The sequence below is a fragment of the Marinobacter sp. ELB17 genome (genome assembly GCF_000169375.1).
GTDB lineage: Bacteria > Pseudomonadota > Gammaproteobacteria > Pseudomonadales > Oleiphilaceae > Marinobacter.
The window spans coordinates 57,996-78,971 of the sequence record NZ_AAXY01000005.1 but is presented as its reverse complement, the minus strand read 5'-3'; the positions used below and the strand labels follow the sequence as shown (position 1 = coordinate 78,971).

19 protein-coding genes are annotated in these 20,976 nt (G+C 54.2%); 9 read left to right on the top strand and 10 right to left on the bottom strand.

Annotation, left to right across the window (positions count from 1 at the left end):
* Positions 1-50 precede the first annotated feature (50 nt).
* Complete coding sequence (locus MELB17_RS25490; protein WP_007349729.1) at positions 51-515, top strand: fibronectin type III domain-containing protein; 465 nt, start codon at positions 51-53, stop codon at positions 513-515.
* Positions 516-641: 126 nt separating this feature from the next.
* Here MELB17_RS25490 and MELB17_RS08255 read toward each other — a convergent pair whose 3' ends face one another.
* From MELB17_RS08255 to MELB17_RS08245, 3 genes are all read right to left on the bottom strand, one after another.
* The gene (locus tag MELB17_RS08255; protein WP_227498840.1) at positions 642-2,279 is read right to left on the bottom strand and encodes a FecR domain-containing protein; all 1,638 of its coding nucleotides are present in this window, start codon (positions 2,277-2,279) and stop codon (positions 642-644) included.
* Positions 2,272-2,496: a response regulator transcription factor gene (locus MELB17_RS08250; protein WP_007349727.1), complete on the bottom strand. Its 225-nt coding sequence runs from the start codon at positions 2,494-2,496 to the stop codon at positions 2,272-2,274. Before MELB17_RS08250 ends, MELB17_RS08255 begins: the two co-directional genes overlap by 8 nt.
* A 116-nt stretch (positions 2,497-2,612) precedes the next feature.
* Positions 2,613-4,799, bottom strand: a complete 2,187-nt coding sequence (locus MELB17_RS08245) for a DNA topoisomerase 3 (RefSeq protein ID WP_007349726.1) — start codon at positions 4,797-4,799, stop codon at positions 2,613-2,615.
* Positions 4,800-4,992: 193 nt separating this feature from the next.
* On the opposite strand from MELB17_RS08245, the gene MELB17_RS08235 reads away from it, so the two are divergent.
* Both MELB17_RS08235 and MELB17_RS08230 read left to right on the top strand, forming a co-directional pair.
* Complete coding sequence (locus tag MELB17_RS08235) at positions 4,993-5,343, top strand: BolA family protein (RefSeq protein ID WP_007349724.1); 351 nt, start codon at positions 4,993-4,995, stop codon at positions 5,341-5,343.
* Positions 5,340-5,960 (top strand): L-threonylcarbamoyladenylate synthase, encoded by a 621-nt coding sequence (locus tag MELB17_RS08230; RefSeq protein WP_007349723.1) that lies wholly within the window; start codon positions 5,340-5,342, stop codon positions 5,958-5,960. The genes MELB17_RS08235 and MELB17_RS08230 overlap by 4 nt, the downstream gene beginning before the upstream one ends.
* Positions 5,961-5,972: 12 nt before the next feature.
* Here the strand turns inward: MELB17_RS08230 and MELB17_RS08225 are convergent, their stop codons facing one another.
* Complete coding sequence (locus MELB17_RS08225) at positions 5,973-6,626, bottom strand: hypothetical protein (protein ID WP_007349722.1); 654 nt, start codon at positions 6,624-6,626, stop codon at positions 5,973-5,975.
* A 273-nt stretch (positions 6,627-6,899) separates the two neighbouring features.
* Here MELB17_RS08225 and MELB17_RS08220 point away from each other — a divergent pair, with 273 nt between their 5' ends.
* Positions 6,900-8,522, top strand: a complete 1,623-nt coding sequence (locus MELB17_RS08220) for a methyl-accepting chemotaxis protein (protein ID WP_007349721.1) — start codon at positions 6,900-6,902, stop codon at positions 8,520-8,522.
* 17 nt (positions 8,523-8,539) lie between these two features.
* Here the strand turns inward: MELB17_RS08220 and MELB17_RS08215 are convergent, their stop codons facing one another.
* Positions 8,540-9,622: a YeiH family protein gene (locus tag MELB17_RS08215; RefSeq protein ID WP_007349720.1), complete on the bottom strand. Its 1,083-nt coding sequence runs from the start codon at positions 9,620-9,622 to the stop codon at positions 8,540-8,542.
* 116 nt (positions 9,623-9,738) lie between these two features.
* Here MELB17_RS08215 and MELB17_RS08210 point away from each other — a divergent pair, with 116 nt between their 5' ends.
* Positions 9,739-10,620: a LysR substrate-binding domain-containing protein gene (locus MELB17_RS08210; protein WP_083796365.1), complete on the top strand. Its 882-nt coding sequence runs from the start codon at positions 9,739-9,741 to the stop codon at positions 10,618-10,620.
* 41 nt (positions 10,621-10,661) lie between these two features.
* Here the strand turns inward: MELB17_RS08210 and rnk are convergent, their stop codons facing one another.
* Both rnk and MELB17_RS08200 read right to left on the bottom strand, forming a co-directional pair.
* Entirely contained in the window at positions 10,662-11,045 is a 384-nt protein-coding gene (rnk, locus tag MELB17_RS08205) for a nucleoside diphosphate kinase regulator (RefSeq protein ID WP_007349718.1), read from the bottom strand.
* Positions 11,046-11,582: 537 nt separating this feature from the next.
* Positions 11,583-12,224 (bottom strand): DUF938 domain-containing protein, encoded by a 642-nt coding sequence (locus MELB17_RS08200; RefSeq protein WP_036184042.1) that lies wholly within the window; start codon positions 12,222-12,224, stop codon positions 11,583-11,585.
* Between the two features lie 153 nt (positions 12,225-12,377).
* Between MELB17_RS08200 and MELB17_RS08195 the strand changes: the two genes are divergently transcribed.
* The 4 genes from MELB17_RS08195 (at position 12,378) to MELB17_RS08180 (ending at position 15,896) form a co-directional block, all read left to right on the top strand.
* Positions 12,378-13,541, top strand: a complete 1,164-nt coding sequence (locus tag MELB17_RS08195) for an ADP-ribosylglycohydrolase family protein (protein ID WP_007349716.1) — start codon at positions 12,378-12,380, stop codon at positions 13,539-13,541.
* 40 nt (positions 13,542-13,581) lie between these two features.
* On the top strand, positions 13,582-14,247 hold the full coding sequence (locus MELB17_RS08190; protein ID WP_007349715.1) for a DUF2238 domain-containing protein: 666 nt from the start codon (positions 13,582-13,584) through the stop codon (positions 14,245-14,247).
* 73 nt (positions 14,248-14,320) lie between these two features.
* On the top strand, positions 14,321-15,283 hold the full coding sequence (locus MELB17_RS08185) for an XdhC family protein (protein WP_007349714.1): 963 nt from the start codon (positions 14,321-14,323) through the stop codon (positions 15,281-15,283).
* Positions 15,267-15,896: a nucleotidyltransferase family protein gene (locus tag MELB17_RS08180; protein ID WP_007349713.1), complete on the top strand. Its 630-nt coding sequence runs from the start codon at positions 15,267-15,269 to the stop codon at positions 15,894-15,896. Before MELB17_RS08185 ends, MELB17_RS08180 begins: the two co-directional genes overlap by 17 nt.
* 38 nt (positions 15,897-15,934) lie before the next feature.
* Here the strand turns inward: MELB17_RS08180 and amt are convergent, their stop codons facing one another.
* The 3 genes from amt to MELB17_RS08165 all read right to left on the bottom strand — a co-directional run bounded on the left by amt (position 15,935) and on the right by MELB17_RS08165 (position 20,947).
* Positions 15,935-19,336, bottom strand: coding sequence for an ammonium transporter (gene amt, locus MELB17_RS08175; RefSeq protein ID WP_007349712.1), 3,402 nt, complete (start codon positions 19,334-19,336; stop codon positions 15,935-15,937).
* 293 nt (positions 19,337-19,629) lie between these two features.
* The gene (locus MELB17_RS08170) at positions 19,630-20,205 is read right to left on the bottom strand and encodes a demethoxyubiquinone hydroxylase family protein (protein WP_007349711.1); all 576 of its coding nucleotides are present in this window, start codon (positions 20,203-20,205) and stop codon (positions 19,630-19,632) included.
* 175 nt (positions 20,206-20,380) lie between these two features.
* The gene (locus tag MELB17_RS08165; RefSeq protein WP_264673222.1) at positions 20,381-20,947 is read right to left on the bottom strand and encodes a M15 family metallopeptidase; all 567 of its coding nucleotides are present in this window, start codon (positions 20,945-20,947) and stop codon (positions 20,381-20,383) included.
* Positions 20,948-20,976 lie beyond the last annotated feature (29 nt).

Sequence of the window (20,976 nt, the reverse complement as noted above, 5' to 3'; positions counted from 1 at the left end):
TCACTACTTTTTTTATAATGTAACTGAATGACGGCAAAGCGGTGCATAAAGTGGAAAAGTGGATCAGCAGTGTACTTTACTTCGGCGTGGTTTTTGGTGGAATGCTGATTTTGTTGACGGGCTGTGGTGGTGATGGAGATGAGTCGGGTACTGCTGGCGTAGCGAAGCCAAGTGCGGTGGTTGCCACGGCAAATATTACAGAAGATAGCACGGCGCGTAGCACAGTAAATTCGACCGCCAATCAGGCGACTTTGAGTTGGAGGGCGCCTGCAACACGAGTAAATGGCGATGCTTTAAGCGGTCAAGACTTGGCCAGCTACGAAATTCGTTACGGCACCAGCGCCGAAAACCTCAATCGCTCAGCAGTTTTTGACGGCGCGGCGGGTCTAATCGACATGTCTTACACCATTGAAAATCTGTCTGCTGGTACCTGGTATTTCACCATTCAAGCGAGAGATGACAATGGGCTGCTGAGCTCACCTTCAGTTGTTGTTAGCAAGAATATCCCCGGTTAACAGGTCACTGCCTTATATTCAAGGCAATGGAAGGTTGTTGCTCGATTCACGGAGCATAGACAGATCATTGTTGTGATTTTTAGCCAGTCCCGGGTCACGCTTCCTGCACTATTGCCTACTCAACAGTTAATCGATATATATCTCCCTTGCCGGACCCCAGCGGCTGGCCAGTGGCCCGTCAGAGAGTGCCTTTAGGCGCACAAAATATCGCTTTCCGGGAATCAGGCGCAAGCCTGCCGTAGTTCCCGGTATATCTGCTTCCTTGATGATCGGATAAAAATCAGGGTCTGCAGACAGCTGCATACGATATTTGCTGGCTGTTTCCACCGATTCCCAGAATATTCGCACCTGTTGATCCAAGTAGTTTACCGAGATAATTTTCACCGGTGGCAAACTGCCGTCAATAATCAGGTTGTGGACGTTGCTGGTGGCAGTGGAGTCGCCGCCGGCTTCGGTTTTAACCCGCCAGTAATACTGGCCGGGAGGCAGTCGTTGCGATAGCTGTGCTTTGCTTTGTTGTCCCCACTCGCTGGTTGCTACCAGGTTTTCGAACTGCGGCGTGGCTGAGATCTGAATTTGGGCAATTTCGCTGTCGCCGTTTAGGTCCCAGCTAAATTCGGGCTGATTGGTGGTGGTCGTGCCGTCGACAGGTTCTAACAATTTGGCGGCGCGGGCTTGAAGGTCAACGCTGAATGGCACAACCGCAGGCAAACCCTTTATGCCCTGGTAGTCTAATGCTGCGAGCTGAATTTCATAACGCCCATTGTTCAGCCGGCTTATGTCAAAACGGTCACCAGCCAGTGTGCGACTGTCTACCCATCGCCCGCTGCCAGTATCAAAAATATCCAGCTTGTGAGTTTTCGCAAGGCTTTGCCATTGTAGTTCTGCGGGCAGCTTACGCAGAATGGCCGGCAGGCTGGTAACGATGGGTGGCGGTGCAAGTTTGTGCAGGCGAACATCGCCGCCGGGCGGTGCGGCAACGTGAGCACCATAACCCGCGGGCACTTCTACGGAACGCCCCTGTTGGCCAAAATTAACTTCGCCATTGATAACCTGCAAGCCCGTGCCCCCGTCGTTTGCCTGAATCGCAAACTGAGTGCCATCCACCGCGACCGTTGCCGAGGGAGTTTCGATTTCGAAACGGCTGCCACCGCTGACCACTTCCTTTACGCTGGTAAAAACCTCGCCTCGATTCAGCCGCAAGCGGGTATCAATCATGCCTGGCTTGCCAAACTGGGTCATGCGGTTAAACGCCAGTCTAGAATTTGGTGACAGGCGGATTTCAGAGCCTTCGGCCAGGATGACAGTGGTGCTACCGGAACCGGACAGTAACTCGTCACCAGCGCGAATCAGTGTGTTTACGGTCAGTGGCCGGCGCTGGCCGTTGCTGGTTAGCAGTTGCACCAGGCCCGATACAGAGGTTGCGCGGGCGGGCTGGGGCTGGCGTTTGAGCCAGTCCATAGGGATGCGCACCTGCTCGCCTGTCACCGGCAGCAGGGCATTTTTCAGGCTGTTGTGTTCTAGCAGTTGCTGGGCGTTGTGGGGTGGGGCCAGTAACTGCCTGGCCAGCTGCTGAACGCTGTCGCCTTTTTGCAGGGTGTAAACCCATTCAGCGAGTGCCGTACCCGAGCTGTTTGCGGGCACACCCGAGCCCATCGCAAGTGGCAAGTGGGCTTGTACATATGTGTTGGAAAGTAGCGCAACTAAGAGCAGTGGTAAAATACGTACTATTAGAATACTGCTATGCAGCGTTTTATCAGTCATGGGCCGCCATCACTTGCGCTTGCTGGCTGCGACGCGACAGGCCGGACATGCCCGAAATCTGACAGTTCAGCACCAGTAAATCGTTATTGTTGTGCAGTGCAGCACCCAGAAAATCCTGACCTGTTTCAGAAGCGTCGCAACTCTGACAGCGTCCGCAAATAATGCCCTTTAAATGCTGAGATTGCTCCGGCTCACCCTCAAGCAGCGCAATGCGCATCTGGCTCTCCTGCAACAAGTAAGTGGCTGTTCCGCGTGGGTTGTCCGGCTTTATTTGTTCAAACGCTCGTGAACTCTACATCAGTGTCGCAAAATCCGGCATCGGGTTCCATTTCATTATATAACCGTTTTTGCCGGCAGGTCGGGTTGTCCGTTTACATCGTTCACTGTTTGACGGCAGGCAGGGAAAGAACTGCAGCCCCAAAACCAACCTTTTTTACTTTTGCGCCTGACCAGGGGCGAAAAACAGAATGGGCAGGGAACCGGTTTTTGGCTGCTACCATCTTCCGGGCTGTGGTCTTCCAACGGGCGGGTGCCTTTGCAACCCGGGTAGCGGCTGCAGGCGTAAAAGGCACCGAATTTGCCCTTGCGCTCAACCATGCCGGCGCGGCACTTGGGGCAATGCGGGGCATCCGGGTTGGTTGCTACCTCGGCCGCGTCAGGAGCTAGGGGTGCCGGGCAACCAACAAATCCCTGAATTTCTTGTTTCAGGGAATCCAGAAACTGTTGCGGCTGCGCTTCGCCGCGCTGAATAGCTTCCAATGTGGCTTCCCAAACGGCGGTGCGGTCAGGTTTGCTGACAGAGTCTGGCAGCGCGTTTATCAAGGTTTTACCCTTATCGCTGGCGCGGATGTGGCGGCCATCGCGAAACAGGTAGTCGCGTTTGAACAGGGTTTCCAGAATAGCAGCGCGGGTAGCTTCGGTGCCCAGTCCATCCGTTTCGCGCAGCGTTTTTCGCAGTTCCGGGTCGTCCACAAAGCGCGCGATGTTGGTCATTGCTGCTAGCAGCGTCGCGTCAGTAAAGTGTTTGGCGGGCTGGGTTTGTTGCTGCAACACCTGAGTGCCGTCGCATAGCACCGGATCGCCGGTGCCCCGCCGAGGCAGTGCGGGTTTTTCTGATTTTGCTTTGGCGTCGCGCAATTTAAGTTCAAGCGCTTTCCAGCCGGGCTGTAAAACAGCGGTTTCTGAGGTGCGGAACAGGTGGTCGCCTAACCGTACTCCCAATTTGCCCTCGCGATGGATGGCATCTGCTGCAAATTGCATCAAGTAGTAGCGGCTGATCAAATTGTAGATCTGGGCTTCTTTTCCAGATAGCGCACCACCCGCGCTACTCCGGCTAGTGGGAATAATGGCGTGGTGGGCGTCCACTTTTTTGTCATTCCAGGCTGCGGTTTTTCGTTGCAAATCGGCTGTGTTGCAGGCTTCGGCAAGGTCGATATCGACCTTGCCGACAGCGCTTATAACCTGCTGGCGTTGATTGTAATGTTCCAGCGGTAGGTAACGGCTGTCAGACCGTGGGTAGGTAATGAGCTGGTGGCGTTCGTACAGGCTTTGCGCGGTATCCAGCACTTCTTTGGCGGCCATGCGGAACAATCGACCGGCTTCGATTTGCAACGCCGAAAGCGACAGGGGCAGTGGTGGCGGCTCTGAGCGGTCACGAAAGCGGGATTCGCAGATTTTGCCTGGCCTCCCTTCAACCGCGGCGGCGACCTGTTCCGCCGCGCTGCGGTCCAGCAAGCGGTTTTCGCTGTCCAGCAGGTGCTGGTAATCTTCACCTGGCACCCAGCGCGCGCTAAAAGTGCGGGTGTCAGAGTCTTCTTCCATGCTGTGAAAACGGGCTTCCAGCGGGAAAAAGTCCTGGGGCTGAAACTGTTCAATGTGCTGGTCGCGCTTAACCACCAAGCCCAGTACCGGGGTTTGCACCCGGCCAACGGAGTAAACGCCCTGCTGGCCTTGTTGTTGGCCTTTTGTTTGATAGAGCAGAGTATAAAAACGGGTCAGGTTCAAGCCGTAGAGCCAGTCTGCGCGCTGGCGTGCCAGGGCCGAATCCGACAGCCGAAGGAAGTCACGGTTATCGCGGGTCTGTTTGAGTGCTTTTGCTACCGCAGCCGGGGTTAAATCGTTAATCAGCAGGCGCCTTACGGGTGCATCCGTGCCCACATAGCGAATCACCTCGTCTACCAGCAACTGGCCTTCCCGGTCCGGGTCGCCGGCGTGGGTAATTTCGCTGGCTTTGCGAATCAGCGATTGCAGTACTTTAAGCTGGGCGGCAACGCCGGTTTTCGGAGTAAGCTGCCACTGTTCCGGGAACATCGGCAGCTGGTCGGCGCGCCAGTTTTTCCAGGCCGGGTTATAGCTGGCGGGTTCGGCGGGCTCCAGCAAATGGCCGATACACCAGCTGACCGTAACCGCACTGCTGCCACTGCCGCAGCGAATCCAGCCCTGGCCTTTTTGTTGGGGCTGGGGCAGGGCAGCGGCGATGGCGCGGCCAAGGCTGGGTTTTTCGGCGATATAAAGGTGCATGGTGTTCCCGTTTGGCTTAAAACTGACGTGGAGTGCGAATTTAAGATTGAATTTAAGATTGAATTTAAGAGTAGCCCGCTACCCGTGTTCGCTGCGAATGTGGCGGTTCGCCGCAACGCTGTCAAGGTTGTCGGGTTTAGCGATTGATATATAGTAGACTGTTGATATACAAGCAACGAAGAGTGAGTGAGTGATGGACGTGCAGAAAACAATCGAGGCTAAGTTGCGCCAGGCTTTTGATGCCCAGGTGATGATGATCGAGAACGAAAGTCACAAGCACAACGTGCCGCCCAATTCGGAAACCCATTTCAAGGTGACCCTGGTATCACCGGCATTTGTGGGGCAATCAAAGGTGAAGCGCCACCAGGCGATCTATCAAGTGCTGGCTGCAGAGCTGGCCGCTGGTGTGCATGCGCTGGCTATGCATCCTTTCACGCCTGAGGAATGGGCTGCGCAAAATCAATCTACACCCGATTCCCCAAACTGCCTGGGCGGCTCAAAAAACGACCCTGGGGCAAGCTTCAACAAGAGGGCTGATTCATGAGTCAGTTTTTTCAGATTCATCCGGATAATCCGCAAAAGCGCCTTATTAATCAGGCGGTGGATATTCTTCGCAAAGGCGGCGTTATTGCGTACCCGACCGACTCGGGCTATGCGTTAGGCTGCCATTTGGGTGACAAATCTGCTTCTGATCGAATAAAACGCATTCGCAAGCTGGACGACAAGCACAACTTCACCTTGGTTTGCAGGGATTTGTCAGACATTGGCACTTACGCCAAGGTCGACAACACCACCTACCGAATGCTGAAAACCTACACGCCCGGTGCTTACACCTTCATTCTGGACGCCACCAGTGAGGTGCCACGGCGTTTGTTGCACCCCAAGCGCCGCACTATTGGCGTCCGTGTTCCTGACAACGCGGTTGTGCATGCACTTTTGGGGGAGTTCGGCGAACCCATCATGAGCAGCACGCTGATACTGCCCGGCGAAACCGAGCCAATGACCGATCCGGAAGACATTCGCGATGCGCTCGAACACGAGTTGGATTTGATTATTGACGGTGGTTTCTGCGGTATGGAAGCCACCACAGTGGTTAATTTTACCAGTGGCAGTCCGGTAGTGACACGGGTAGGCAAGGGCGACCCGTCGCCGTTTGAGTAAGTTTATTCCACATCAGGCCCGAGCGTTGAAGCTCAACGCGTAATCCCGGGCTGTGTTGGCAGGGACCACTGACACGGCTCCAGCGCTGCGGCGCAGCGAGTCGTAACGGTGTACCAGATCTTGCAGGCCGTTGAACTGCTGGTTCTCGCTGACCAGTGTGTTCAGTAGCGAGTTGTTCACGCCGTAGGCCTTTCCCAATTTCAGAGCGTTGTCCATAAAGTGCAGCGTGGGTTCGTTCACACTCATGCGCCGGAACGCATCCTGAAACGCGGTGTTTACGTTCAAGTCCCCGGCAATGCGTGCAAACGCCGGGTTCTGGCCTTTGCCTTCTACCGCGATGTTCCCCTGCTTGTCATTTTTGATGTGAACCGCCGTTGCCGGGGGCATGTTGTACTCGGCAAGTTTGTGCCGCAGTGTTTCTCTGATAAAGGCAAGATCTTGCCCGACGCTTTTTTTGTAATCTGTAATCGCGAGCTTGCTTACCTTGCGAGTCGAGTCGTCTTCTTTGCTTTCGGAAGGTGTGAACCGGTCTGCCCCGGGTTGCGCAGTTGGCTCTGTTTTGCCCTGAGCACGGCTGCCAGTGCCAACTGGCCGAGCAGGTGGACGTTTTTCCAGCGCCGTGTGTAGTTCGCTGCCGGCACGAAGCAGGGTAGACAGTAGTGACATGGCGATGCCCTCCAACAGCAGTGTCGAGTTTGGCGTACGAGGTTTGTAGCCACTGTAATCACTTAAGCAAGTAGCGGGCCAGCTCGCGGTTGACGTGATCGCACGTTAAATTGACTTGGATCCAATGAACACCAGGGAGTTTTGCGGTAAAGTTCGCCGTCTTTTGGCCGTCACCCTAAACAAGCAGCGTCGGTTGAAGTTCCTGATTCGTGCCCCCCGTTTTGCGGCTTGAATTCCCGTTGTCGTCAAAGCCATCTACAAGCCAGGTTAACTATGAAAAAACAATATTCCATTCGCTTTATGCTTCTTTTAGCACTTGCGACGGCGTTTTCACTGGTGCTCGCGTTCACCGTATTTTTTAGCGCACAGTCCCAGCGTGAACACGTGGAGGAATTCAGCCACAAATATGTAGACGGCTTGGCGAAGTCTTATTTTGATGCGCTCAACACCATGATGGTGACGGGCACCATGCACAATCGTGAAATTCTGCGTGAGAAGACGATGGCGCCGGAAGACGTGCTGAACGTGCGAGTGGTGCGCAGCGATCACCTGAACCGGGTTTTTGGCAGCGGTAACATCGCAGAACAAACGCGCGGCCCGCTTGACGAGAAAGCGCTGGCGGGTGAGCGCATAGAGCATTATTCAAGCAATGAAAGCGGCCGGGTTTACACCCTGATTGAGCCGGTGATTGCGATGGCAGATTATCAGGGTGTGAATTGCCTGGGGTGCCACCAGGCTGAGGCAGGGGATGTGCTGGGTGCTATCCGTATCGAATATTCCGTGGCTGAGACCGATGCACGGTTGCAGGCGCAGTTGCTGACCAGTGCGGGCACTCAGGCGGTTCTCTTGTTGGGGGTATTTGCAATCACTGCATGGGTGTTGGGGCACTTGGTGTTTTCGCGCTTGCGCCGTTTGCGTGACCGCATGGATGAAATATCCCGTAACTCGGATCTGACTCTTGAGCTGGATGTGGTGCGTAACGATGAAATTGGCTTGGTGTCCAACGCGTTCAACCGCATGATTAGTAAAATACGAGACAGCATGAACCAGGTTATGGTGAGTGCCGAGCATGTTGAGCAAGCCGCGCGTGATATTGCCAGCAAGGCCGGCGCCAGCGAACGGGAGGTGTTGAGCCAGCGTGACAACACCGACCAGGTGGCCAGTGCGACCACGGAAATGGCGGCATCAGCGCTGCAGGTGCGGGAAAGCGCCATTACCACCACGCAAAAATCGGCGGCTACGGCCGAAGCAGCCGGGCTGGGCGAGGAGCTTGCGCAAAGTGCGGTTGGCGGCATTGAGGCATTAAATGCCGAGGTGCAAAACGGTGCCCAGCGTATTGAAGCTTTGAACCAGCGCACCGCGAAAATGACGACGATGCTGGAGACCATTTCCAATATCGCTGATCAAACCAATCTGCTGGCGTTGAACGCGGCCATTGAAGCAGCGCGAGCTGGCGAAGCCGGCCGTGGATTTTCTGTGGTTGCCGATGAAGTGCGGGCTCTTGCGTCGCGGACCCAGGTGTCTACGGCTGATATTCGCGGCACGATAAACGGCCTGAAAGAAGAAGTTGCGGGTTGTTTGTTGACCATGCGCGGTGCGTCAGACCGCGCCAGCCAGCAGGTAGATGCCATTTTGAAGGTACAGGCCGAGCTGAAAATCATCGCCGAGGCTACCCGCGAAATTACCAGCCTGAACCAAGGAATGGAAAGCGCAGCTAACGAACAAAGCAACGTGTCTGATCTCATCAATCAGAACGTGATTGAAATTAGTCGTTCCGCCGAGCAAACGACATTGGAAGCCCAGCAAACCGCGCAAATAGCGGCTGAATTGCTGGTAATGGCCGAAAATCTTCGCCAGACAATTGACCAGTTCAAGCTTGCGCCAGAGGCTATTTAGCCCCGGTCAGAGATGGCTTAGCCGATCAGCAAACGGTTTAAGATATAGCCGCCAACTGTCAGAAAGGCAAACAGACAGCCGGCCAGTATCAGTGGGCGCAGTCCCGCACGTCGTATTGCAGATACCTGTGTGCTCAAGCCCAGTGCGGTCATCGCTATGGATAGCAGGAACAGGTCGATATGGCGAATGGCGTTGGTGGCCATGGTGGGCAGGGCAATCACAGAGTTAACCGCAGCTGCCACCAGGAACAGAACCGCAAACCAGGGAATGACTAGCTTCTGCCGTTCCTCTTTGCCATCGCCGGCGTTTGTACTGCGACTTGGCCGGCGTACGTTGGCCAGAATAAGCAGGAACGGCGCCAGCATCATTACCCGCACCATTTTTTCAATGATGGCGCTGTTAGCCGCTTCAGTGCTGATTGCCTGGCCCGCAGCAACCACCTGCGCAACCTCATGAATGGTAGAGCCCACGTAAATACCATACTGGTGTTCTGTCATACCCAATAGCGGATACATCAATGGGTAAAGAAACATGCTGATGGTGCCAAAAATCACCACCGTTGCGACGGCGACAGATACCTGATCGCTTCTGCCTTTAACAACGGGCTCGGTCGCCAAAACCGCCGCCGCACCACAAATGGAAGCGCCTGCGCCGATTAAAATGGTCGTTTCTTTTTTCATCTTCATCCAGCGCCGGCCAATCAGTTGCGCCAGCGCAAAGGTAGAGGCAATCATTGTGGCGTCTAATAACACACCGTTAACGCCAACCGCGCTGATTTGCTGAAAAGTGATGCCAAAGCCGTAAAGAATAATGCCAAGCCTTAGCAGCAAGCCCTTTGCCAAAAATATGCCATCGGCCAGAATAGCGGGTTGATTGCGCAGAACCGTATTGCCCGCCACAATGCCGAGAACAATAGCCAGCGTAAGCGGGCCCATGCTCATACTCTGAAACCAAGATTGTTGGGCCAGAAAAAACGCGGCGCCAGCCAGCGTAGCTACTAGCGCAAGGCCCGGCACAATCTGCTTTTGGGGGGGTTCTGTTATTGTACCTTTTGTGTCTGCTGTGTCTGCTGTTGCTGTTTGTTGCTCTGCAGTATTCACCTGCGTTCTCCGAATAGGGTTGAGATGGCGCTACCTTACGCCCACGTTATGACTTGATCGAATATGCTCTTATTAAACGATTATAAGCTGAGGTTATAGTGTTAAATCTGCATCTAATGAGGATTTTTTATACGGTGGTGCAGGAAGGCAGTTTTTCCGGCGCGGCTACTGTTTTGCATATTAGTCAGCCTGCGGTATCTCAGGGCGTGCGTGAGCTGGAAAGCCAGCTGGGGCTGACGCTGGTCGACCGTATTCAGTCGCGCAAAAGCCAGCATAGTCAGAAAGTTCAGCTGACCGCCGGTGGTAGCGCGGTATTTGATCACGCTCGCGGTATTTTTGCGTTGGAAAAAGCCGCCGTGGATGACATAGAAGCCCGGGTAGGTGCGCATATTGGCAACTTGACACTGGGCGCTAGCACCACCGTAGCCGGTTATTGGCTGCCGGCGGCGATTGCCGAATTTGCGCGCCGGTATCCGCACATCAGAGTGAAGGTGCGTGTGGCAAACACCCGGGTAATCAGCGAATGGCTATTGGATTGTCAGTTGGACCTGGCGATCGTTGAAGGGGATGTGGAAGACCCACGGATTGAAAGTCGCCATTGGCGTGATGAAGGCTTATTGCTGGTGGCCGGCACTGAGTGGGCACAAGGCGAAGGTGTTTTGGAGCGACTGAACAGTGGCTGCTGGGTTCAACGGGAAGAGGGGTCTGGAACGCGCTCGGTTTGCGACCGCCTACTTGCAAGTCTGGGAATTATACCGAAAACCACCTTGCAGATAGCGTCAAACGAGGGTATTGCTCGCTGCGTTACCAACGGTATGGGTTTTGCGCTTTTGCCCAGGGTGGTCATCAGCGAATTGCTGGAGTTAGAACGGTTACAGGAAGTGGCGCTACCCGGCGCTGAACAGTTGAGCCGGTCACTGTATGAATTACGATTCCGTGACCGTCCCTTGTCGCCATCGGCCCAGGCGTTTGCTGACATTTTGCACAACAAAGCCTAGGTGATAAGTGGGGGCGCCGGTTACTAAGGCGCGGGGCAAACTTATTTTTGGCGCTGGACCGAAATGATCTTCAGGTGCAGGTTTTTGCGACCACGTACTGGCCATTTGATGGATTCGCCCACGCTCAAACCCAGCAGCGCCGAGCCAGCCGGGGCCAGAATGGATATTTTACCTTCGCCGTCGCCCATTTCGTGGGGGTAGACCAGGGTTAACTGGTGCTCTTTTTTGCTGTCTTCGTCTTGAAAACGTACAGCTGTATTCATGGTAACTACTGTGTCGGGTATATCTGCCAGCGGCACTAGAGTTGAACGGCTGAGCTCTTCATCCAGCGCCGCAGCGGTTTCTAAGTTACCCTGTTTTTCAATCATGCTAGACAGGCGGTTAAAATCTTCTTCAGCAACCAGAATCGCTGGCAATTCGGACATCGTAATCTCCAGAGAATAAAAAGTATAAAGCAATGCAGAGATAAAACGCCGAACCTGGCGTTAAAAGAGCGGGTTCAGCGAACAGTAAGAAATGCGAAAAAGTCACTTTGCACGTCAGCCTGGCGGAAGATGCGAAAGTATAAATAGTTCAACTTTAGAAGGAAATTGCTCCCAACAGGGCCTTTTACGCGGGAATACAGTGAGAATTTGGCCTGTAAAAGCTTCCACTCAATCTATAACCTTTTGCCAACTTCCACAAGCCTTCCATTGTTGAATCTATGACTGGTTTTTGCGGGAAAAATCGGTAGTTTATCGTTCGACTCCAAAGCACAGCGAAATAATTCAGATGTCTACATTATGATCGAACTCATTATTCTAGCGCTGGCGCTTAGCATGAGCGCCGTCGCCGTTGCTGCTGATTGGCGGAACCACGCTCGTATTCAGCGCAATAGGTGTCTCCTTGGGAGAGCACGCTGTGGAACCTGGCTGGAAAGTAAAGCCGAGTTTCTGGGGGCGTTGTGCTCATTTTGATTGGCTTTAAAGTGCTTCTGGTTTAGTGGTTGTGCGCCACACCAGCAGCTGATTGTTGGCGGGCATGGTGTGGTCTTGCGCCAGAACCATACCGTGGTTTTGTGCCAGTTCGATCAGGTTCTCAATATTGCGAATGCCCATGTGCGCCGCGTGGCTTCGAAGGTGCTGGTCAAAATTTTGATTGCTGGCGCTGGTAAAATCGCCGTTGTATTTGAACGGGCCGTAAAGACAGAATTGCCCGCGCTCTTCGTTCTCCAATACGGCTGAATCCGCCAGGCCTCTGCCCACGCCCGCAAACATCGCTTCTACTTCGTGCCAGGCCATGATGTGGGCGGTGTTAGCTGAAAATACACCGCTGAACTCCATCACCGGCCAAGGCTCTTGGCTCACATTCAAAGCAATGGGGTCTCCAATATTGGGCAGCCTGGCATCGATCAGCCAGGGCTGGCACAGTTGGTAATGATTGGGGTGGTCACTGGTTTGCCAGTAAAGATGGGGCAGGTTAGTGGCGAAGTGCACTGCGTGTTGCCCTGTCCCAGTACCAATTTCCAAGACCGTGGTTGGCGTTGTGAAAACTCGTCGCAGTGCGTCGAGTATTGGCCCCTTGTTGTTTTCGCAAGCTTGCGAAAATGGCTTCTCCGGATGCATGGCGTGTCCTTGTGAGCGTTGGGAATAAAACGATTTGACCAATGTGTAAAGATACATCGCAGGGCGAAGGGCGTAAAAGCACTATGCGCACTCTACAACAATGCCACTTATCTTTTTCACCGCAATGGCACTTAACTGAAGGAACCCGATTTTATGACCTCACCCCAGCTTTCTCTGATGCAAGAGCGCGCTCGCGCCGCACTTCAGAATTTATTTGTGGCTGACGCCTTAGCTATGCCTGTGCACTGGTATTACCGGGTGGGCGATATTTTCGCCGCGTTTCCAAACGGCGTTGGCGCTTTTGATGCGCCGCCAGAATGGCATCCGTCGTCTATTATGTCTCTGCATTCTACCGCTCAGGGTGGCCGCAAAGCCGCGGCCAAGGCGGCGCCAGATGTGGTTGGCGACGTCATACTGAAAGGCCGCCGCCAACACTGGGATCGCGCGAACGTGCACTACCATGTGGGAATGGCCGCGGGCGACAATACCCTGAACGCCCACTGTGCCAGACTACTGATGCGCACCTTGTCAGAGGCTGAACAGAACCGTGGCGATGCAGACGGTGTGGAAAGTGGCTCAGAGAATGGCGGTAAAACGCAGGGTAGTGCATACAGCGTGGACGATTTTGCCGCTCGCTACATCGACTTCATGACAGCCGATGCGCCACAACATCCGGACACTTACGCTGAGTCTTACCATCGTGGCTTTTTTCACAACTACGCTCAGGGCTTGCCACCGCGCAAATGTGGAGCGGTAACTCACGACACAGCCTCTGTCGGCGGCTTGGTCACAATTGCGCCGCTGGCGCTGCAAAGCCTGTTAAACGGCCTTCCATTAGAACAAGTACAAGCGCAGTGTCGAGAGCATTTGTTTCTAACCCACCCCAGCGACGAGTTGGCGTTGGTCTGTGATGCTTACGTAAGCCTGATAGCGCAACTGTTGCTTCGGCCCGACGGTGAGCAGCCCACCAATGAGGAACTGCTGCAATCTGTTCCGGCTCGCACGCGCAAAGCACTATTGGCCGCGATTGAAAAGCAGGCCCCAGATTCCGACGTGGTGGGCCGCATGCTATCCCCCGCGTGCTATATTTCCGATTCCTGGCCCGCGTTGTTGTACTTCTTATGCCGCTACCGCGATCAACCACAACAAGCATTGCTGGCCAATACCCACGTGGGTGGCGACAATGTTCATCGTGGGGCTGTGCTGGGCGTTCTCCTGAGTTTGTTGCGTGGCCAAAGCGAGCAAGTGTGGTTTTCGCACTTGGTAGATGCAAAAGCAATTGATCAGGAAATTCTGCAACTAGTGGCCGAGAATTGATCTGGTCGCGGTTACCAAACCATAATCTTCAAGGCCTTGCATGCAACAGCGACTGATTCACCGGCGCCTGACATTTTTTCTCCAGATTATTCTGGTAGCCGAAATACTGGTCGCCATCTGGCAGCAACAGTGGCTTGCGATGGTACTTACCATTGGCATTTTGCTGATTACGCTGGCGCCACTGCTCATTAGTCGTTTTTTTCGTGTTTTCATACCACCTGAATTTGTGCTTCTTGCCATCCTGTTTGTGTTTGCGGCGCTTTTTTTAGGGGAGGTGCGCGGTTATTACACCCGTTATTGGTGGTGGGATATTGCCCTGCACACCAGCTCCGGCTTCTTGCTGGGCATTGTCGGTTTTTTGCTGGTGCACGTAATGAACGAAGTCGAAGACATTAATCTGCACATGCGCCCCGGTTTTGTCGCTTTTTTTGCTTTTCTGTTCGCCGTGGCCATCGGCGCCTTGTGGGAAATCTTTGAATTTGCCATGGACACTTTATTTGGTATGAACATGCAAAAACCCATGCTGGGCGACCCCTCAGGCCTGACCGACACCATGTGGGACCTGATCGTAGATACTCTGGGTGCGCTGGTTATCTCGATTTTGGGCTATCGGTATGTCAGAACCGGCAAGAACGAATCGTTTCTGGAGCGCTGGATACAGGATTTTGTAAAAGGGAACCCGAGCATGTTCAATCGGGATGAGTAGCATCCGTGTTTGAAAAGCACCTGCACAGCAAAGCCGAAACGGCGCAGTTGAACCGGGAAAACGGGGGGTAATCATGCAGTATCTTGATCTTGACGTTATTGATCATGCTTTTAACTGGAGTAAATCAGGGAGCACTGTTTGGCTGTGCACCGTATTGGCGACCTATGGCTCATCACCTCGTGCTCCAGGAGCCTTGCTGGTGGCCCGTCAAGATGGTCGGCATGTCGGGTCGCTTTCTGGCGGCTGTGTCGAGGAAGACTTTCTAGATCAGCTGCAATTTGGGAGGTTTTCCTCTGCCAACGAGGTTATTCGTTATGGTTATAATGAGGCAAACAAAGAGCGTTTAAAGCTGCCTTGCGGCGGGGTACTTGAGGTGCTGGTTGAGCGTTTTCCGCCTTCCGAAGAACACCAGCAACAGTTGTATCAATTGCAGCAATCGTTGCTAGGGCAGCAGCGCTGCCTACGAATAATCAACCTGGAAACGTCAGAAATCAGCCTTCTGCCGGACACCGGTGAAGGCCCTCGAGTAGAAAGGTCGGGAGCCATTGTGCGAGTCAGAATCGGCCCGGTGCGCCGACTGGTGATTGCGGGTATTTCGCCGGTATCGGTAGCGTGCGCGGATTTTGCCAAAACACTGGGTTTTGAAGTTGTTGTTTGTGACCCTAGGGAAGATGTGTTGTCCACTTTTGATGTTCCAGGTGTGAATATTCAGCCGGTGTTAGCGTCTGTATACCTTGCGCGGCAAGGCTGTCATGCCGACACGGCTATTGTGGCTTTATCCCATGATCCCCGCATTGACGACTTGGCGATGATTGATGCGGTAAAAACGCCTGCTTTCTACATCGGGGTTATGGGCTCTGAGAAAACGTCTGCAACCCGGGCTCAGCGACTGCGCCGCTCGGGAGGTCTTAGCGAGCAGGATGTATCCCGTATTCACATGCCGATAGGGTTGAATATTGGCAGTAAAACACCCGCCGAGATCGCGCTGGCCGTGATGGCCGACATTGTCCGAATTTATTATGGCCGAGATAGATAACATGGAGATGCCTGTAGATGCAGCCAATGGAGATGTGATTGCCATCGTGCTGGCCGCAGGCCGTTCACAACGTTTTGGTTCTGATAAACGCCTGACACCTTTCGCGGATGGCGAGACTTTGTTAGGCCAAACCCTGTCTGCCGTGCTCCCTAATTTTTCGCATACTTATGTGGTACTGAAGGCAGAAGATGACCCGAAGGCGTTGTTATCTCCGACGTACTTACAAAAAGTGCAGATCCTAAGAGCTCCTCAATCCAATTGTGGCTTGGGTAGTAGCCTTGCCGATGCTTTTCAGATGCTTCAAAACGCTCATGGCCTTGCGGCAGCCATTTTTCTCGGCGATATGCCTTGGTTATCACCCGCAACATGTCAGAGATTAATCGCTTTGGCGACAGCAGAAAACATTGTCCGCCCACGGTATAAAAGCCAGGTAGGGCACCCGGTTATTTTTGGCCGCAATTTTTGGTCAGAGTTGCGACAGGTCAAAGGAGAGGGCGGGGCGCGGGAGTTGTTTAAACATCATATCCACCACTGCATCTGGGTTGACGTTGATGATCCTGGAGTGACCCTGGATATTGATTACCCCGGCGACCTTCAAAAAATAGGCTTGTGATGAGACCTGTCGGTGAGATAGTTTTTAGGTCGCCACGCTTAACGGGGCATTACATGCGCATTCCCCAGGCTTTCCAGCGGTTGTGGCCGGCCCAGATGGTAGCCTTGGGCATAATCGACTCCCAGTTGGTGCAATATCTCATGGGTGGCGCCATCCTCCACAAATTCGGCAACGGTCTTTAAGCCCATAATGTGCCCGATGGTATTGATGGAGTCCACTATCGCCCGGTCGATAGGGCTCTGCGCCAACTCACGGATAAAAATGCCGTCAATTTTGAGGTAATCTACCGACAGATGCCTCAAATACCCGAAGGATGACAGGCCACTGCCAAAATCATCCAGGGCAAACTTGCAGCCCAGAGTTCTAAGCTCGCCGATAAAATCCTGGGCCTTTTTCAGGTCCGCCATGGCGGTTGTTTCCGTGATCTCAAAACAGACCCGGTGGGCTGGCACCCGGTGTTTGGTCAGCTGCTCGCGAATGGTTTGCAGACACTCGGGATGGCCGATGGAGGCCCCGGACAGGTTGATCGCACAGTGCAGGTCAAGATGACTGCCACGCAACTGACCGCCCATCCAGGCTAAGGTGTTACGGATGACCCAGAGGTCTATCTGTGGCATCAGGTTAAACCGCTCCGCTGAAGGCAGAAACGCGCCGGGCGGCACCATGTGCCCCCGCGCATCCTTAAGCCGCAACAGAATCTCATAGTGGGTCGGGTCAGCATCCGCCTGATCCAACGCCATGATAGGCTGGCAAAACAGACGGAAGTGATCTTCATTGAGGGCTTGTCGAATGCGGTTAACCCACTGCACTTGATCGGTCTGTAGTTTGACTTCGCTGCTGTCGGGCAGGTGCAGGTGCACCCGGTTACGCCCCAGGTTTTTCGCCAGATAACAGGCGGTATCCGCTTTGCTCAGCATGATACCCAGATCACCGCAGGGTTGGGTTAGGTGCACTATGCCGATACTGACACCCACGGCGAACACTTGACCGTCCCAGGAAAAATGAAATCCACAGACCGCTTCGCGCAGTTGTTCTGCAATCTCTTGGCCCTGGTTTAAAGGACAGTGACTGAGCAATACACCGAACTCGTCGCCGCCCAAGCGTGCCAGGATGTCACTTTGGCGCAGTAGGGGTTTGAGGGTGTTGGCCAGTTGTTTCAATAATTCGTCACCGGCCTGGTGTCCGCAGGTGTCGTTGACGATCTTGAACTGGTCCAAGTCCAGATAACACAGCAGATGCTCACTGGCATTGTGCTCGACATCCTGAATCAGGCTCTGCAGAGAACGTTCAAACTCGCGCCGGTTGATCAGCCCGGTGAGGGGGTCATGTATCGCCTGAAAACTCAGTTGCTGCTGCAACAGTTTACTGTTTGTGACATCCTGCATCACCACAACCCACCCCACCGGCTCACCTGCATGGTTGTGCAAGGGGGCCGGAGTCAGTTCAATATCAGAAAACTTGCCGCCTTTTTTAATCAACTGCAGGCATTGCTTTTTCTGTTGCTGAAACAGGGGCAATACCGCCATGTTGTCCCCTTCGATACTCTTTAAACACAATATGTGCTCGGCGGGTTTACCAAACGCCTGTTGGGAGGACCAGCCGGTCAGCGCGGCGGCAATGGGATTCAAATAGACCGTGTGCATTTGTGCATCAAAGGTAATGACGCCCTCAGTAATCGCTTCAAGGGTCACCTGAGCCAGCTCCGAGTGGCGGTGCAACTGCTCCTCAATGCGCTTGCGCTCACTGATATCCCGGATAACTGCGCTGTATTGTACGCCCGCTTCGGTGGGGCTGGCGGCCGTAGTGACTTCAATGTAGAAGGGCTGATCATCGGCCCCCCGCGCGATGAGTTCATGGGGACCGACATTTTCGCTGGCGGCCAAGCGCGGAAAAACCTGTTCCGGGTTGGCATGGGTATACAGGGCGCTATTGTTTCTGTGCAACAATAATGCCGTGGATTGGCCTATCAGTTGCGCCCGGGAGCGCGCAAACAGGTGCTCCGCGCCGGGATTAACACTGGAAATAATTCCTTTGCTGTTGAAGGTGATCACCCCATCGCGGATGTCGCGCACAATCAGGCGAGTGCGGGTGATCACCTGGTTCAGCCTGGCCATCACCCGATTGTACTGGGCTGCGATCAGCCCGACTTCGGTGAAAGGCTCAGCGTGAACCTTATGCTGCAGGTCGCCGCTTTTCTCCTGCCCAGCCATAGCCTGTAACAGGTCTACCAACTCGGTTCGGGCCCCATGTTCAGATACGTTAAGCCCGTCTCGTTCCCCTTCTGCACTGACCCTGAGAGGCATCAGTTGCTTGAGCAGCCACAGAAACACAAGGGCCAGAGAAAAGCTGAACAAGCCGATGGCCACAATGCCAAAGAGCTGTGCCTGGAGCTGTCCGCTGAAGGATAAGCCGGTTTGCAGCTGTTCCGCTCGGCCAAAAAACGCCACCGCCAACGTTCCCCAGATACCCGCCACCAGATGTACCGGGACGGCGCCAACAGGGTCATCCAGTTCAAATTTGAGTAACAACTGTTCCGCTGCCAGCATGCAAAGACAGCCCAGGGCGCCAATCACCATGGCCGCCAGGGTTGAAACGCTGTGCACTCCAGCGGTGATGGCGACCAGTCCGGCCAGGGTGCCGTTGATCGTCATGGTCGTCACCCGGTGGCGGCCAGACAAGCAATAGCTGATCAACAAAGCGACCATGCCGCCTGTCGCCGCGGCCATCAGGGTATTAACCATGATGCCGGGTACCCGGGCATCAAACGCCAGCACACTCCCACCGTTAAAGCCTAGCCAGCCGATAATAAAGAACATCAGGCCCAGCATAGCCATGGGCAGGTTACTGCCGGAAATCTCTCGGACCTGGCCGTCTTTGAAACGCCCCTGGCGCGGGCCGATGACGATCACCGCCGCCAAGGCCACCCAGCCACCGACCCCATGCACGACACTGCTGCCGGCAAAATCCACAAAGCCCTTTTGCTGGAGCCAGCCATTACTGCCATTGAATATGCCGCTCCAGCTCCAGTGTCCCACTACCGGGTAGATTACGCCGGCAATCAGAATGGTGACCAGAACATAGGTAATAAAGCGGCTGCGCTCAGCAATGGCCCCGGACACGATGGTGGCGGCGGTGGCGCAGAAGGTCATCTGGAAAAAGAAAAAGCCCGCATCCCAGAAGTCCAGCTGACTGAAGTCGGTTGCGACCCAGCGCCAGTCCAGGGCCCAGGCACTGTGCTCCCCGAACATCAGGTTAAAGCCGATGAACCAGTAAACCGCCATCACCACCAGCAGATCAAAGGCGTTTTTCAGCGCTACGTTAATGGCATTTTTGCTGCGGGTCAGGCCCGACTCCAGGCACAGAAAACCTGCTTGCATGGTAAGTACGAGAATGCCGGCCAGAATTAGCCAGAGCACATCGATGGCTTCTTTTTCGCTCATAGCCCGTTACTCATACTGCGCTCCTTGAGTTCGCCTCAAGGTAGTAGGCAATATTTGAGCCTGAACGACAGAAGTCTCTTGAACACAGGTTTCGGTTCACTGAAACAGACAAGGGTTAAAGAAACTTGCCTTCTTTTGAGGCGGTGATGGCGAGGGAGCCCTGTTATGGCGCAAGCGGCCGAGCACTGATCTTTTTTGCTATGAGGCGGGAGGGGAGTGCCGGAATTGTACTGGTCAACTCATCCCGGGCACTCGGTGAAGTGTTTATCCAGCCCCAACCGGTGACCTCTTATCTAAAGGAATCGCGCCAAACTGACGGCACTTCGGGAGCCCCCGCCCACCATGGTCGTCCAAAGGCTCATGCTGGCTGTCGGTTTCCCGGTACGCCTTTGGGCTGCGTCATCTCTGTGTGCCACCTCATCCAGGCGGCAGGTTTCAAACAGATCCAGTATCGCCCGCTCGACCTCGCGATGAACGCAAGAGTTGAGTGATTGGATTTGGGCCTGGTAATGCAAGTCAACAAAGGTTTCGACGGCTTCGATGGTGGCAAAGACAGCGTTTTTGCTGACTAAAGAAGGCAGAAATCCAGTCAGAAATCCTGCCAATCGCCACAGTGGCAACATCAAACTGCGGCGGTAACAAACACTGAGGTCATCGAACATACCCAAGTGCTGCTGCTCGGTTTGCAGATGTTCCCTTGCAAACTCCAGCAGAGCTCCGGTCGGCCGTGCGGCCAGGATGCCACGATATATCCACACCGCACCGGTTTCGCCTGCGTGACTGCACCTCAGCTCTTGCTGGAACTGCCGGCTTACGCCCGTTCTCGCAAGATTATCCTTATGCTTCTGATCAATCAGTAATGGGGGCATGAGTGTGTCGTTTTGTTGATGTCCAGGAGATTACGAACGAAGCTTGCCGGGCGATGACTCTACTTTGATTGAGGCGCTTATACTTGGGCGATGGGCGGCAATATTGCCGTTTTGGTTGATGTCCGAGATCATTGAACCACTTCATAACTACACTAGGCTGGTGTTCGTTACACAATTATCCTAGCTGTTTACTCCAGCGATTTTTAATGGTGTCCAGCTCGGCTGGGCCGTAACAGGCGTGGTCATGGGCTCCATAATACGCCCATAGTTGATCGCCGAAATCGTAATGCCACCACTCGCTGGGTAGGTTGGTGAAGCCGTGCTGATGCATGGAGTGGTAAAGCAAGCGGCGATGATCTCGCGCTTTTTGTTGCTGCGGCGTCAGTGTTTTTAGGTGCTCGAAATAGTCGCTGTGGGAGGCTGGCAGTGCCTCGTCAAACAAAGTGCCCATGTCTAAAGGCAAACCATCGGCATCGCAAAGCGTGACATCGACGGCGCCGCCGGTGAGGTGAGGGCTGGGAGCTAAAGGATCGCGGCTTGGTACTGAGACGAACTCTCTTGTTCGTTCAAGCAGAGCTGCTTCGCTGAGGCCAGGTTGTTGGTGCTGAATCGCTTCATGCAGGGTATCGAATAAATACTGCTGTACCTGCCACGGGCGCCAACCGTCCAGCACGATTATACCGATACCGTTGGGTAAGCTGCGCGCTGCGGCTAGCAAAGCCCGATAGACACCTTCACGCACAAAACACTCCTGTACTGCACCAGGAATGC